Genomic DNA, 13896 nt, shown 5'->3' on the forward strand with positions numbered 1-13896 from the left:
AGCCGCCACCGACAAACGACCGACAGGCCGCCTACAGGCTCCGACTGTCACCGATAGGTCGCCGACAGTCGACCGATGGGGTGCCCGGAAGGCGCCGGAAACGGCGACAACCCGCCGACGGGGGAAGATCGGCGGGTTGTCCCTGGTGCCGCGATGGCTCTGATGCCTCGGGAGTCCCGAGTGCCTCGGTGGTGCCGCGGTGGATCAGGTACCTCGGGTGATCCGAGTGCCTCGGTGCCTCGGGTGTCCCGAGTGCCTCGGTGCCTCAGCGCCTCGGGCGTCCCGAGTGCCTCAGTGGACGGAGTGCTCCTCCAGCGGGAACGTCCCGCCCACCACGTCCTCGGCGAACGCCTTGGCCGCGTCGCCCATCACCCGGCGCAGGTCGGCGTACTGCTTGACGAACTTCGGCACCCGGCCGCCGGTCAGTCCGAGCATGTCGGTCCACACCAGGACCTGGGCGTCCGTCCCGGCGCCCGCGCCGATGCCCACGGTCGGGATGTGCAGGGTGCGCGTGACCTCGGCCGCGAGCTCCGCCGGGACCAGTTCGAGGACGACGGCGAAGGCGCCCGCGTCCTGGACCGCCTTGGCGTCCCGCAGCAGCTGGTGCGCGGCCTCCTCGCCGCGGCCCTGGACGCGGTAGCCCATGGCGTTCACGGACTGCGGGGTCAGGCCGATGTGCGCCATCACCGGGATGCCGGACTCCACCAGCAGCTCGATCTGGCGGTGCGAGCGCTCGCCGCCCTCCAGCTTCACCGCGCCGACCCCGGCCTCCTTGACCAGCCGGGTCGCCGAGCGCAGCGCCTGCACCGGGCCCTCCTGGTAGGAGCCGAAGGGCAGGTCGCCGACGATCAGGGCCCGGCTGGTGCCGCGCACGACCGCGGCGGACAGCATGGTCATCTCGTCCATGGTCACCGGGACGGTCGTCTCGTAGCCCAGGTGGCAGTTGCCCGCCGAGTCGCCGACGAGCATGACCGGGATGCCGGCCTCGTCGAACACGGACGCGGTCATCGCGTCGTAGGCGGTCAGCATGGGCCACTTCTCGCCGCGCTCCTTGGCGGCGGTGATGTCGCGCACCGTGATACGGCGGGTGCTCTTGCCCCCGTACAGCGCCTTGTCGGCGGTGGCCTTGAGGGCACCCTCCGCAGGCTGCTGCTTCCGGGCAGCCGAAAGCTGCGTCATCGCAACGGCTCCTTATGTCATCTCGAGGCACCCTGACGGCGTCCCCGGATCCCCTCCATGGTGGCACCTCGGCACACGCGCGGCTAGACCGGCCCCGCCGGTCCCGGTGTCGTTCCCGCCACGTTCCCGCCAGGTTTCCGGCCGACCTGTGCCCACCCCTCACGGCGGCCGACCTGTGCCCACCCCTCACGGGCCTGGACCGTGCCCGTTCCGTACCGGGGCCCCGGCTTCTTCGTAAGTTCTCCGTAAAGGCTTTCCGATACGAGACGGTTCCGTTTCGAATTGACCTTAGGCTGGTCGTCATGACAACTTCCGCTCCCTCGCTCGACCGACGGGTGCCCGAGGCGGTGCACCGGCGCCGCTGGGCGATCCTCGGAGCGCTCATGCTCAGCCTGCTGATCGTGGTGCTCGACAACTCCATCCTGAACGTCGCGATCAAGACGATCTCGACCCCCGCCCCCACCGGGCTCGGGGCCACCCAGGGTGAGCTGGAGTGGGCGATCAACGCCTACACCCTCGTCTTCGCCGGTCTCCTGTTCACGGCGGGCCTCCTCGGCGACCGGCTCGGCCGCAAGAAGGTGCTGCTCGGCGGTCTCGCCGTCTTCGGCATCGGTTCCGCGCTGGCCGCCGAGTCCGGCTCCCCGACCCAGCTGATCGTGTTCCGCGCCGTGATGGGCCTCGGCGCCGCGTTCGTGATGCCCGCCACCCTCGCCGTCCTGATGAACGTCTTCGAACGCGACGAGCAGCCCAAGGCCATCGGCATCTGGGCCGGCGGCGTCGGCCTCGCCATCGCGATCGGCCCCATCACCGGCGGTGTGCTCCTCGACCACTTCTGGTGGGGTTCGGTCTTCCTGATCAACGTGCCGATCGTGGTCCTCGCGATCGGTCTGATGATCTGGCTGGTCCCCGACTCCCGTGACCCGAACCCGGGCCGGCTGGACCCGGTCGGCGTGGTCCTGTCGATCATCGGCCTCGTCCTGCTGGTCTACGGCATCATCAAGGGCGGCCAGCTCGCCGACTTCACGGACCCGCAGGTCCTCGCGACGATCGGCGCCGGAGTCGCGGTCCTCGTCGGCTTCGTGCTGTTCGAGAAGCGCAGCGACCACCCGTCGATCGACGTCACGTACTTCAACAACAAGGTCTTCTCGGCGGCCATCTCGGCCATCGCGCTCGTGTTCTTCGCGCTCATGGGCGTGACCTTCTTCTCCGTCTTCTACACCCAGAGCGTGCGGGGCTACTCGCCGCTGCAGACCGGTCTGCTGATGCTCCCGCTGGCCGTGGCCCAGCTGATCTTCGCGCCGCGCGCCCGGCTGGTCGTCGACCGCTTCGGCAACCGCGCCACCTGCACGGCCGGCCTGATCATCATCGCCGCGATGCTGGCCGCGTTCGCCACCCTGGAGGCGGACACCCCGATCTGGATCCTCGAGGTCGTCTTCTTCCTGATGGGCACCGGCATGGCGCACATCATGACCCCGACCAGCGTCGTCATCATGCAGGCGCTGCCGCGCGAGAAGGCCGGCTCCGCGTCCGCGCTGAGCAACACCTTCCGCCAGGTCGGCGGCGCCCTCGGCATCGCGGTCCTCGGCTCCGTGCTGTCCACCGCCTACCGCAACGGCATCGACGACAAGCTCGCGCTCGTCCCGGCCCCGCTGCGCCACACCGCGGGCGAGTCCATCGAGGCCACCCTCGGCGTCGCCGCCAAGCTCGGCCCGCAGGGCAAGGCCCTGATCACCCCGGCCAACGACGCGTTCCTGCACGCGATGCACGTCACCGCCCTGTGCGGCGCCGGTGTCGCGGTCGTCGGCGCGGTGATCGTCGCCCTGTTCCTGCCCGGCCGTCCCGCGGCCCGGCCGGAGGGCAAGGACGAGGCCGAGCTGGTCACGGCCGACCTCGGACAGGACTGACGTACCTGGCCCGCGCGGCCGTGGGCGCTCCCGGGGACCGGGGGTGCCCACGCCGGGCGGGCCGCGCCGCGTGCCCGCGGCCGCCGTGAACGGGGGAGAATGACACCTGGTCGACGATGGGAACGGAGTTCGACGTGAGCCTCGCGGACAGCCGAGACAGGCAGGTGTGCCCCGGCCGGGGACGGCCCCGCAGCGAGGCGGTGGAACGCGCCATCATCGAGGGCGTGATGAAGCTCCTGGAGGACGGCGTCCCGCTCGCGGACATCTCCATCGAGCGGCTGGCGCGCACCGCCGGAGTGGGCAAGGCGACGATCTACCGCCGCTGGAGCGGCAAGGAGGAACTCTTCGTCGACGTCCTGCGCGGCGCCGAACCCGCCGACCCCGAACTCCCCGGCGTCTCCATGCGCGACGACCTCGTCGTCCTGCTGGAGTCGCTGCGCCGCCGCGGTCTGGTCAGCCGCTCGTCGGCGATCCTGCACAACGTCTACGCGCAGATGAAGTCCAGCCCCAAGCTGTGGGCCGCGTACGACGCCACGGTCATAGCGCCCCGGCGCCAGCTCGGCTACGAGGTGCTCCGCCGCGGCCAGCGGAACGGCGAACTCCGTGACGACGTCGACATCGAACTCCTCAACGACATCTTCGTCGGCCCCATGCTCGTCCGCTCCGTCATGCGCCCCGACACCGACCTGCCCGAGGGCCTCGCCGAGCGGATCGTGGATACCCTCCTGGAGGGCCTGCGTCCCGTCCGTCCGTGACACGAACCGTTTTTGACGGCATGAATGTGCGCGTTTCGTCACAGAGGCCGCACCTCGTGCCAGGATGCGGAACTCCCGGCGTCACGTTCTACGTCCCCTTGCCTGTACGGCCGTCCCGGACGGCGAGAACGACACCGGACATCCCCTAGGGTCGTAGCCGAGGGACAGACGGTGCGCACGGCATTTTGTGAGGCGACGGTATGGCGCAGGCGTATATGACGGAGACGGGCAGCGACGGCCGGGGGCCGGAGCGCAGAGAGTCCCGGCTCCGGCGCCTGTTCGACGGCTGGCGCGGGGACCGCGGCATCTGGCGGCGCGGGCTGGTCCTCGCCGCGCTCGCGCTGCTGCTCGCCCTGGTGATGCTCACCCATGCCCGGATCCCGAACCGGATCGGCAACCTCGGCTCGCTCACCGAGACGTTCCTGCCGTGGCTCGGGGTGTTCATCCCGGTCCTGCTGGTCCTGGCGTTCGTGCGCAGGTCCGCCACCGCGCTGATCGCCGTGGTGCTGACCGGCGCGGTCTGGCTGAACCTCTTCGGCGGACTGCTCACCGACAAGGCCGGTACGGGCGGCGATCTGACCGTAGCGACCCACAACGTCAACGCCGACAACCCGGACCCGTCCGGCACCGCCCGCGACGTCGCGGCCTCCGGCGCCGACGTGCTCGCCCTGGAGGAGCTGACGGCCTCGGCGGTGCCGGTGTACGAGAAGGCGCTCGCGTCGACGTACAAGTACCACTCGGTCCAGGGCACGGTCGGGCTGTGGAGCAAGTACCCGATCGGCGACGTCCGGCCGGTGGACATCAAGCTGGGCTGGACGCGGGCCATGCGGGCGACCGTGACGGCTCCGGCGGGCCCGGTCGCGGTGTACGTGGCCCATCTGCCCTCGGTGCGGGTGAAGATGAAGGCCGGCTTCACCGCCCGGCAGCGCGACAAGAGTGCGAACGCGCTGGGCGAGGCGATCGCCGACGAGCCGCTGAAGCGGGTCGTCCTGCTGGGCGACCTCAACGGCACGATGAACGACCGGGCGCTCAACGCGGTCACCGCGCAGATGCGTTCCACGCAGGGCGCGGCGGGCGACGGCTTCGGGTTCAGCTGGCCGGCCTCGTTCCCGATGGCCCGCATCGACCAGATCATGGTCAAGGGCGTCGAGCCGGTCACCTCCTGGACCCTGCCGGCGACCGGCAGCGACCACCTTCCGATCGCGGCCCGCGTCACGATGGACGCCACCGCCTCGTAATCCGCCCGGAACCGCCTTTCAACCTCCAGGAATACTGGATCGAGCAGACTTTGTTCACCGGCTAAACTTAATAGGTCGGTGTCCGACCGACCGCGTCCCGCGCACCCCTCGCGCGCGGGCGCGCCGGTACCCGGACGGCCGCACCGGTACGCCGCCCCGCTCGCCCCAGCTCCTTCGAAAGGCCTCTCATGCCTCTGGCCCTGCTCGCCCTTGCCGTCGGCGCTTTCGGCATCGGAACCACCGAGTTCGCCATGATGGGCCTGCTGCCCGACGTCGCCGGCGACCTCGGCGTGTCGATACCGTCCGCCGGACACCTGGTCTCCGCCTACGCGCTCGGTGTCGTCATCGGCGCCCCGCTGCTCGCCGCGGCCACCGCCCGGATGCCCCGGCGCACGGTCCTCATCGCCCTGATGGGCCTGTTCGTCGCGGGCAACGCGCTCTCCGCGCTCGCCCCCGACGAGAACTGGCTGCTCGCCGCCCGCTTCCTGAGCGGACTTCCGCACGGAGCGTTCTTCGGCGTCGGCGCCGTCGTGGCCACCGGCCTCGTCGCCCCCGAACGCAAGGCCCGCTCCGTGTCGCTGATGTTCCTCGGCCTGACCGTCGCGAACATCGCCGGAGTCCCCGCCGCCACCCTCGTGGGACAACACCTCGGCTGGCGGGCCACCTTCCTCGGGGTCTCCGCGATCGGTGTCGCCGCCGTCGTCGCGCTGTTCCTGCTGATCCCGGCGGTCCCCGGACCCGTCTCCGGCGGCGGTCTGCGCGGCGAACTCGCCGCCCTGCGCCCGCTGCCCGTGTGGCTCGCCCTCGGCACGACCGTCGCCGGCTTCGCGGCCCTCTTCTCCGCCTACAGCTACATCGCGCCGATGCTGACCGAGGCCGCCGGCTACACCGAGGGCAGCGTCACGCCGCTGCTCGCGCTGTTCGGTGTCGGGGCCACGGCGGGCAACCTGCTCGGCGGCCGGCTCGCGGACCAGGCGATGCGCGCCACCCTGTTCGGCGGCCTGGCCTCGCTGGTGGTCGTGCTCGCCGCCTTCCCCCTGCTGATGCGCACGCAGTGGAGCGCGGCGGCCGCGGTGCTGCTGCTCGGCACGGCCGCCTTCGTCACCGGCTCGCCGCTCCAGCTCATGGTCATGGAGAAGGCCGCCGCCGCGCCCTCCCTCGCCTCCTCCGCCAACCAGGCCGCGTTCAACCTGGCCAACGCGGGCGGCGCCTGGGTCGGCGGTCTGACCCTGGCGGCCGGCCTCGGGGCGAGCGCCCCGGCGCTCGCCGGTGCCGCACTCGCGGTCCTCGGGACCGCGGTGGCGGGCACGGCGTACGCGGTGGACCTGCGCCGCGCCAAGCGGCCGGCCGAGCGTGCACGGGTCGTCGCCACGCACGTGCCCGGCCGGCCGGAGGCGCTGCGCCGCTGAACCGTCAGTCCGCGGACGCGGCCTCGTCCTCCGGGGCGTCGAAGCGGGCCAGGTCGCGCAGCCAGGCGCGGGCCGAACCGTCGGACGGGGCGCGCCAGTCGCCGCGCGGCGAGAGCGAACCGCCGGCCGAGACCTTCGGCCCGTTGGGCATGGCCGAACGCTTGAACTGCGCGAACCCGAAGAAGCGGCGGCAGAACACCTCGAGCCAGCGCCGGATCTCCGGCAGGTCGTACGCGACCCGCTCGGCCTCGGGGAAGCCGGGCGGCCAGGCACCCGCGTCCGGGTCCTGCCAGGCGTGCCAGGCCAGGAAGGCGATCTTCGAGGGCCGGAAGCCGAAGCGGAGCACGTGGAAGAGCGTGAAGTCGTGCAGCGCGTACGGGCCGATCTTCGACTCGGTGGACTGCATCTCCTCACCCGGGACGAGCTCCGGGCTGATCTCCGTGTCGAGGATCGCCGCGAGGGTGCGGTCGGTGTCCTCGTCGAACTGGTGGCTGCCGATGACCCAGCGGATCAGATGCTGGATCAGCGTCTTCGGCACACCCGAGTTGACGTTGTAGTGGCTCATCTGGTCGCCCACGCCGTACGTGGACCAGCCGAGCGCCAGCTCCGAGAGGTCACCGGTGCCGAGCACGATGCCGCCGCGCTGGTTGGCGAGCCGGAACAGGTAGTCGGTGCGCAGCCCGGCCTGGACGTTCTCGAAGGTGACGTCGTAGACCGGCTCGCCGGAGGCGAACGGGTGGCCCATCTCCTCCAGCATCAGCCGGGCGGTGGGCGTGATGTCGAGCTCGGCCGCGGTGACGCCGAGGGAGCGCATCAGCTCGTGCGCGTTGCCCTTGGTGTGGTCGCTGGTGGCGAAGCCGGGCAGGGTCCAGGCCAGGATGTCGCTGCGCGGCCGGCCCGCCCGGTCCATCGCGCGGGCGGCGACGATCAGCGCGTGCGTGGAGTCGAGACCGCCGGACACCCCGATGACCACCTTCGGGCCACCGATCGCCTGGAGCCGCTGCTGGAGTCCGGCGACCTGGATGTTGTAGGCCTCGTAGCAGTCCTGGGCCAGCCGGTCGGGGTCCGCGGGCACGAACGGGAAGCGCTCGATGCGGCGCCGCAGACCCAGGTCGCCGCTCGGCGGGTCGAGCCGGAAGGGCAGGGTCCGGAAGTCGGCGGTGCGGGTGGTGTGGGTGCGCCGGTTGTCGTCGAAGCTGCCGGTGCGCAGCCGCTCCTGGCGCAGCAGGTCGAGGTCGACGTCCGCCACGGAGTACCGGTCGTCGAGCGGGAAGCGGTCGGACTCCGCCAGCAGCGTCCCGTTCTCGTAGATCATGGTCTGGCCGTCCCAGGACAGGTCCGTGGTCGACTCGCCCAGTCCGGCGGCCGCGTAGACGTACGCGGCGATGCAGCGCGAGGACGCCGAGCGGCACATCAGCTTGCGGTCCTCGGCCCGGCCGACGGTGATCGGGCTGCCGGAGAGGTTGGCGAGGACGGTGGCGCCCGCGAGGGCCGCCTCGGCGCTCGGCGGCACCGGCACCCACATGTCCTCGCAGATCTCCGCGTGCAGCACCAGCCCCGGTACGTCCTCGGCGGCGAACAGCAGGTCCACCCCGAACGGCACGGACGCGCCGCCGACCCGGATCGTGCCGCCGCGCTCGTCGTCGCCCGCGGCGATCTGCCGGCGTTCGTAGAACTCCCGGTAGTTCGGCGGGTACGACTTGGGCACGACACCGAGGACCCGGCCGCGGTGCACGACCACCGCGCAGTTGTAGACCCGGTTGCGGTGGCGCAGCGGGGCGCCCACCACCAGGACCGGCAGGAGGTCGGCCGACCCCGCGACCACCCTCGCGAGCGCCTCCTCGACCTGGTCGAGCAGCACGTCCTGGAGCAGCAGGTCCTCGATGGAGTAGCCGCACAGGCCCATCTCGGGGAACACGGCGACGGCGACGCCCTCCCCGGCGCAGCTGCGCGCCTGGCGCAGGACGGCCTCGGCGTTGGCGAGCGGTTCCGCGATGACGGTGTGGCCCGTGCAGGCGGCTACGCGTGCGAAGCCGTGCTGGTAGAGCGACCGGAAGTTCGAAGGAGGCACCCGGCCAGTGTAATCGTCAGAGCGACGCGATGGGGTGGCCGGGGGTATGGCGGGCCGCTTTTCGCGGGGCGGCGGAGGCTGTGCGCGCGGCCCTCGGGACAGCCGGTTCCGCGTGCGGTCCCCAGGACGCACGACGCGCCCGTCTCCACGGGGGAGACGGGCGCGCCGTTCATGACGTGCCGTTCAGCGACGGCTCATGAGTGCCGGTCAGCGACGGCTGAACGAGTCGACGTAGCCCGGGGCGGGCGAGCCCACACCGGTGACGTCGTCGTAGCCCTTCACGGCCTTCAGCGAGCTGTCCTGGCCGAGGCTGCGGACGGAGACGACCTGGCCGTCGGCCGCGTCGAAACCGTTCGCGAAGTCGACACGCGCCACGGCGAGTCCGGAGGCGCCCGTGGGCTTGTCCGTCACGTCGTGGTACGCCTTCGACCCGGCCTTGGCGTAGATCGACGGGTTGGCGAAACCGATCGCCTTGCCGCCGCGCGCCTCCTGGGCGAGGGCCTGGACGGCCGCGATCACCGGAGCGGCGAGCGAGGTGCCGCCGATGCGGTACTCGCTGTACTGCTCGGTCCCGTCCGGGAAGGTCTGCGTCTGGCCGACGCGGAATCCGGTGTTGGGGTCGGCGATCGCCGCGATGTCCGGGACGACCCGGTTGCCCGCCGCGTTGTTGGCCTTGGCCAGCGCGTTCGGGACGATGCCCTTCTGGTAGTACGGCTGCGCCACGGTCTTGCTCGTGCCGCCGCCCGCACCCGAGGTGAACGCGCCCGGGAACCCGGTCCAGCTCTTGCCGTCCGTGGACAGCGTGGCCTTCTCGGTGCCCCAGCCGGTCTCCCACAGGTACTTGTCGCCCTTGCCGACCGCCAGCGAGGTACCGCCGACCGCCGTCACCCACGCCGAGTTGGCCGGGGTGTCGACCTGCTTCGTGCCGGTGTTGGCGACCTCGTCGCCGTTGTCACCGGAGGAGAAGTAGAAGCCGATGCCCTCGACCGCTCCGAACTGGAACGTCTGGTCGTAGGCCGCGGCCAGGTCCGGGGTCTGGTTGGCCTCGATGTCGCCCCAGGAGTTGGAGACGATGTCGGCCAGGTGCCCGTCGACGATCTTGTTGAGCGAGGCGAGCAGATCGTCGTCGTAGCAGGAGGCGGCACCCACGTACGTGATGTCCGCGCCCGGCGCGACGGCGTGCACGGCCTCGACGTCGAGGGTCTCCTCGCCGTACCAGCCGGCCGCTCCGCACTCCTCGGTCTTCGTGTACTTCTTCGGCAGCACCTGACGGAGCTGACCGCTGGAGTACGCCGCGTCACCGTGCTTGGAGGCGTAGGTGGCCGCGTCGAAGGCGATGGTCGGCGAGGCGTACGCGTCCGTGATGGCGACGCGCACGTGCTTGCCGGTGCGCTTGCCCGCTCCGTAGGCCGCGCGCAGCTGCTTGCCCGTGTAGCCCTGGACCGCGTACGGGATCTTCGTCCCGTAGGCGTCCGGCAGGGTGCTCGCGATGTTCGAGCCGTAGTACGAGGAGAACGGCCCGGAGTTCTTGAACACCGCGTCCGGAGGAGGCAGTTGGTCGGCGTGCCGCGCCTTGTGCGGGGCGTTGTCCAGGCCGGTGACGGTCAGGACGGCGCCGTTCAGGGCGGCGGGCGCGGAAGCCGTCTTCGACGGCGCCCGGTAGACCTTGCCACCCTTGGTGTAGTTGTGCAGCTGGGTGCCGAACGCCTTCTCGGCGGCGGCCACGTCACCGGTGACGGAGACGTAGTGCTGCGTCGTTCCGGTGACCTTCAGGCCCGCCGACTTCAGCCAGGTGGTCACCGCGGTGACCTGGGCCTTGGTGGCACCGTAACGCGACTGCGCCTTCTTGGCGCTGAGGTACTTGCCGTACGAAGCCGAGTGCGGGTCGGACACCGACCTGGCGTACGCCGCCAGGCCCTTGGCGTCCCGCCCGGCGAGGTACACCCGGGCGGCGACCTGGGAGCTGTCGGACGCCGCTCCCTTGTCCGCGTGAGCGGTCGCCCACGCGGGCTTGGTGCCCGCGAGGCTTACCCGGCCCGGGCCGTCCGCGGCGTGGGCCGCGGGTATGCCGAGCGCCAGCGCGCCGGCGAGCAGGGGCAGGGTCGCCGCCATGCTCACTCCGGCACGCGCGGTGGCGCGCTTGGATCTCATAGAACCCCCTGCGATGCGATTCGTCGCATGTAGTGGTTGCGGTGATCCACGCGAAACCCCCACCTCCTTCCGGAGTGTGAGGAATGGATCACAGATGGGGCCACTCTTACGGTGAACCGTTCATGCCAGGGGAATGAAAACCCCAAGGAAAGACCAAGTGGCGGCAATTGGCGATCATTTGGGGCGGTTTGACGTGCACCCTCACACAGAATCGAGGGTTTTCCCTCGATCCCGATCAGAGCCCTGTAAAGGGGCGGCCGACTTCCGTGAGCGGATCGAGTCCTTGCGGCGCGCTTCCGGCCGGAACCTGCCGAAATGCGGTGCCCGCCGGCGCGGTTGACCGCCGCCACGCGAAAGCCGAAGGGGTCCGGGGTGCGCAAGCCGAAGGGGTCCGGGGCGGCGCCCCGGACCCCTTCTTGAACACTTCTCAGTCGCGCGGCTTCGCGCCCCGCGCCTTCAGCATGTCGGCCATCATCGTGATCTCCGACTGCTGGGCGTCGACCATGCCCTGCGCGAGCCGCTTCTCCACGCCCACCGTGCACTTGGCGACACAGCCCTCGGCCATGTGGATGCCGCCCTTGTGGTGGTCGGTCATCAACTGCAGGTAGAAGACCTCGGCCTGCTTCCCGTTCAGCGCCCCGAGCCGCTTCATCTCCGCGTTGGTGGCCATGCCCGGCATCAGCGCGCCGTCCTTGCCCGACGCCATGTCACCCATGCCCATCCAGGTCATCGGCGCGTCCGCGGACACCTTCGGCAGCTCCCACAGGTCGAGCCAGCCGAGCAGCATGCCGCGCTGGTTGGCCTGCGTCTGCGCGATGTCGTACGCGAGACGCCGCACCTCCGTGTCCTTCGTGCGGTCCCGCACGATGTACGACATCTCGACGGCCTGCTGGTGGTGGACCGCCATGTCCCGGGCGAAGCCCGCGTCCGCGGAGTCGGCGGCGGGCGTCCTCGTCCCGGAACCGGAACCGGAACCGTCGCCGTCCGCGACCGCGTACGTGATCGCCCCGGCCGCGACGAGCGCGGCCGCCGCGGCCCCGGCGGCCCACCCGACGTGCCTCACTGCGACAGGCCGTTGGTGCAGGCCGCGCCCGGCTCGGGGGTCTGCTTGCCCTGGACGAACTCGGCCAGGAACGCGTCGACGTTCTTGTCGTTCGCGCCGGTCACCGTGCGCTGCTTGCCCCAGGCGCTCATCATGATCGGGTCCTTCTGGTCCTCGACCGGGCTCATGAACGTGTACGGGGTCTTCCTGACCTTGGCCGCGAGCGCCTTCACGTCGGCCTCGGGCGCCTTGCCGTTGTACGTCACCCAGACCGCACCGTGCTCCAGGGAGTGCACGGCGTTCATGTTGTTCACGGCCTTCGGGTAGACGTCGCCGTTGCAGTTCATCCAGACCTGCAGGTGGTCACCGCCGACCGGCGGCTCCATCGCGTAGGACACCGTCTTCGTGACGTGGTTGCGGGTCAGCGTGCCCTTCCAGGTCTTCACCCCGTCCGTGCCCGTGACGAAGTGCCCCGACGCCTGCTTCGCGTCGCCCGCCGTGTCCTTCCTGGCGTCGTCCGACTGTGACCGGACGAGCACGACACCACCGGCGACGAGGCCGGCGACCACGACCGTGCTGGCCGCGATCACGAGGAACCGGTTGCGCCGCTCGCGGGCACGCTCGGCACGGCGCAGCTCCTCGATGCGCTCCTTGCGCGATCCGGTGCTGGTGTTCTGGGCGGAACCCATGGTGAGTCCTTATGGGGATGGGACGGACGGGTCCGCCGATCGTAGACGGGGCGGCGGGGGCACCGGCAGGGAGGGCGCGGGAATGGCCCGGGGAGCGCGCCGGATTGGCCGAAGAGGGGGTGGACACGTCCGGCCGTACAGGGGTGCCGTACCCGAACGGATATTTGAACCTGAGATGCGCATTATCTAACCTGGCGGGTATGCGGTTGCTGCGCTCCACCGATCTGGCCCTTCGCGTCCTGATGCGACTGGCCGTCGCCGGCGATTCGACGCCCACCACGCGCGAGGTCGCGGCCGACATGCGCGTCCCCTACACGCACGCCGCCAAGGTCGTCGCCGAGCTCCAGCACCTCGGACTGCTCGACGCCCGGCGCGGCAGGGGAGGCGGACTCACGCTCACCGAGAAGGGGCGCGGGGAGTCGGTCGGCGCGATCGTGCGCTCCTTCGAGGGGGAGGGCGACGTCGTCGAGTGCGAGGGCGAGACGCCCTGCCCGCTCGTCTCGGCGTGCCGGCTGCGGGGCGCGCTGCGGCGGGCCCAGGAGGCCTTCTACGCCTCACTGGACCCGCTGACCATCGCCGACGTGGTCGCCGAACCGACCGGGCCCGTCCTGCTGGGCATCACCCGGAGGCCCTAGCGGGCCCGGCCGGTGTCCCGGATCAGGCCGGGGTGTCCGCGGTCTTCATGGAGGCGACGGCGTCCGCGACCGTCGAGCGGTACAGGCCGAGCTTCGGCTTCAGCACGAGGGCGCCGGAACCGAGCGGGAAGTTGCGGGTGTCGGCGTCGGGCATGTGGTCGCCGTCGGCCAGGACGTTCAGCTCGTCGATGCCGGTGACCGTGCCGGAGGTCGCCCCGCTCGGGTCGAGGTCGATGACCGCGTAGGCGGTGCGCCCGGCGTACACCGGGTAGGCGGGGGCTCCGCCGAGCCCGCCCGGGATCAGCGGCTTGACGGTCCTGCCGCCCGAGCCGTCCAGGTGGACCTGGGGGTAGTAGCTGAGCCCGCAGGCGTTCGCGCCGTTGTTGCGCACGGCGATCACGCGCCGGCCGGACGCGTCGGCCGGGGTGGTCACGCCCACCGAGAGCTGCCCGGCCGCGCAGGGGTGCTTGTAGGCGTAGCCGTCGCTGGTCGCGTTGCCGCCGCCGGCGGCGGACCCCGACCCGGCCTTCGAGCCCGAGCCCGAATCCGTCTTCGTGCCCGAGCCGGACGACGACTTCCGGGCCGAGGAGCCGCCGGCCGTACCGGTCGGGTCCGTCGTGCCGGCGTCGCCGGCCGTGCCCGCCGCGGAGGCCGACGGAGAGGTGCTCCGCGCGGCGCCGTCCGTGCCGGAGCCCGCGGACCTCGTCCCGGATCCGTCGGACCCGCAGGCGCCGAGGGCCACGACGAGCCCGGCCGTGACGGTGACGGCGACGAAGATGGTGCGGTTACGGATGGTGTTCACGTCTGGTCCCCCGAAGGTGCG

11 protein-coding genes are annotated in these 13896 nt (G+C 71.3%); 5 read left to right on the forward strand and 6 right to left on the reverse strand.

Annotation, left to right across the window (positions count from 1 at the left end):
• Window positions 1–291: 291 nt before the first annotated feature.
• Window positions 292–1179: a 3-methyl-2-oxobutanoate hydroxymethyltransferase gene (panB, locus tag IO36_RS28410; RefSeq protein WP_037623906.1), complete on the reverse strand. Its 888-nt coding sequence runs from the start codon at window positions 1177–1179 to the stop codon at window positions 292–294.
• Between the two features lie 302 nt (window positions 1180–1481).
• Between panB and IO36_RS28415 the strand changes: the two genes are divergently transcribed.
• From IO36_RS28415 to IO36_RS28430, 4 genes are all read left to right on the forward strand, one after another.
• Window positions 1482–3083: an MFS transporter gene (locus IO36_RS28415; protein ID WP_051901018.1), complete on the forward strand. Its 1602-nt coding sequence runs from the start codon at window positions 1482–1484 to the stop codon at window positions 3081–3083.
• 134 nt (window positions 3084–3217) lie between these two features.
• The gene (locus tag IO36_RS28420; RefSeq protein WP_037624033.1) at window positions 3218–3838 is read left to right on the forward strand and encodes a TetR/AcrR family transcriptional regulator; all 621 of its coding nucleotides are present in this window, start codon (window positions 3218–3220) and stop codon (window positions 3836–3838) included.
• Window positions 3839–4038: 200 nt separating this feature from the next.
• Window positions 4039–5076 (forward strand): endonuclease/exonuclease/phosphatase family protein, encoded by a 1038-nt coding sequence (locus tag IO36_RS28425; RefSeq protein WP_037623909.1) that lies wholly within the window; start codon window positions 4039–4041, stop codon window positions 5074–5076.
• A 188-nt stretch (window positions 5077–5264) separates the two neighbouring features.
• Window positions 5265–6485 carry an MFS transporter gene (locus tag IO36_RS28430; RefSeq protein WP_037623910.1) on the forward strand — a complete coding sequence of 407 codons (1221 nt, stop codon included), beginning with the start codon at window positions 5265–5267 and terminating at the stop codon, window positions 6483–6485.
• 4 nt (window positions 6486–6489) lie between these two features.
• On the opposite strand, the gene IO36_RS28435 is transcribed toward IO36_RS28430, so the two are convergent.
• The 4 genes from IO36_RS28435 to IO36_RS28450 form a co-directional block, all read right to left on the reverse strand.
• Window positions 6490–8556, reverse strand: a complete 2067-nt coding sequence (locus IO36_RS28435) for an NAD(+) synthase (protein WP_037623911.1) — start codon at window positions 8554–8556, stop codon at window positions 6490–6492.
• A 207-nt stretch (window positions 8557–8763) separates the two neighbouring features.
• Complete coding sequence (locus IO36_RS28440) at window positions 8764–10707, reverse strand: S53 family peptidase (RefSeq protein ID WP_037623912.1); 1944 nt, start codon at window positions 10705–10707, stop codon at window positions 8764–8766.
• Between the two features lie 427 nt (window positions 10708–11134).
• Entirely contained in the window at window positions 11135–11770 is a 636-nt protein-coding gene (locus IO36_RS28445; RefSeq protein ID WP_037623913.1) for a DUF305 domain-containing protein, read from the reverse strand.
• Entirely contained in the window at window positions 11767–12438 is a 672-nt protein-coding gene (locus tag IO36_RS28450) for a DUF3105 domain-containing protein (RefSeq protein WP_037623915.1), read from the reverse strand. Before IO36_RS28450 ends, IO36_RS28445 begins: the two co-directional genes overlap by 4 nt.
• Window positions 12439–12638: 200 nt before the next feature.
• Between IO36_RS28450 and IO36_RS28455 the strand changes: the two genes are divergently transcribed.
• Entirely contained in the window at window positions 12639–13073 is a 435-nt protein-coding gene (locus IO36_RS28455; protein ID WP_037623916.1) for an RrF2 family transcriptional regulator, read from the forward strand.
• A gap of 22 nt (window positions 13074–13095) precedes the next feature.
• Here the strand turns inward: IO36_RS28455 and IO36_RS28460 are convergent, their stop codons facing one another.
• Window positions 13096–13875, reverse strand: a complete 780-nt coding sequence (locus IO36_RS28460) for a DUF4232 domain-containing protein (RefSeq protein WP_037623917.1) — start codon at window positions 13873–13875, stop codon at window positions 13096–13098.
• Window positions 13876–13896: the final 21 nt, after the last annotated feature.

The sequence above is a fragment of the Streptomyces aureus genome, assembly GCF_000725495.1.
Lineage (GTDB): Bacteria > Actinomycetota > Actinomycetes > Streptomycetales > Streptomycetaceae > Streptomyces > Streptomyces aureus_B.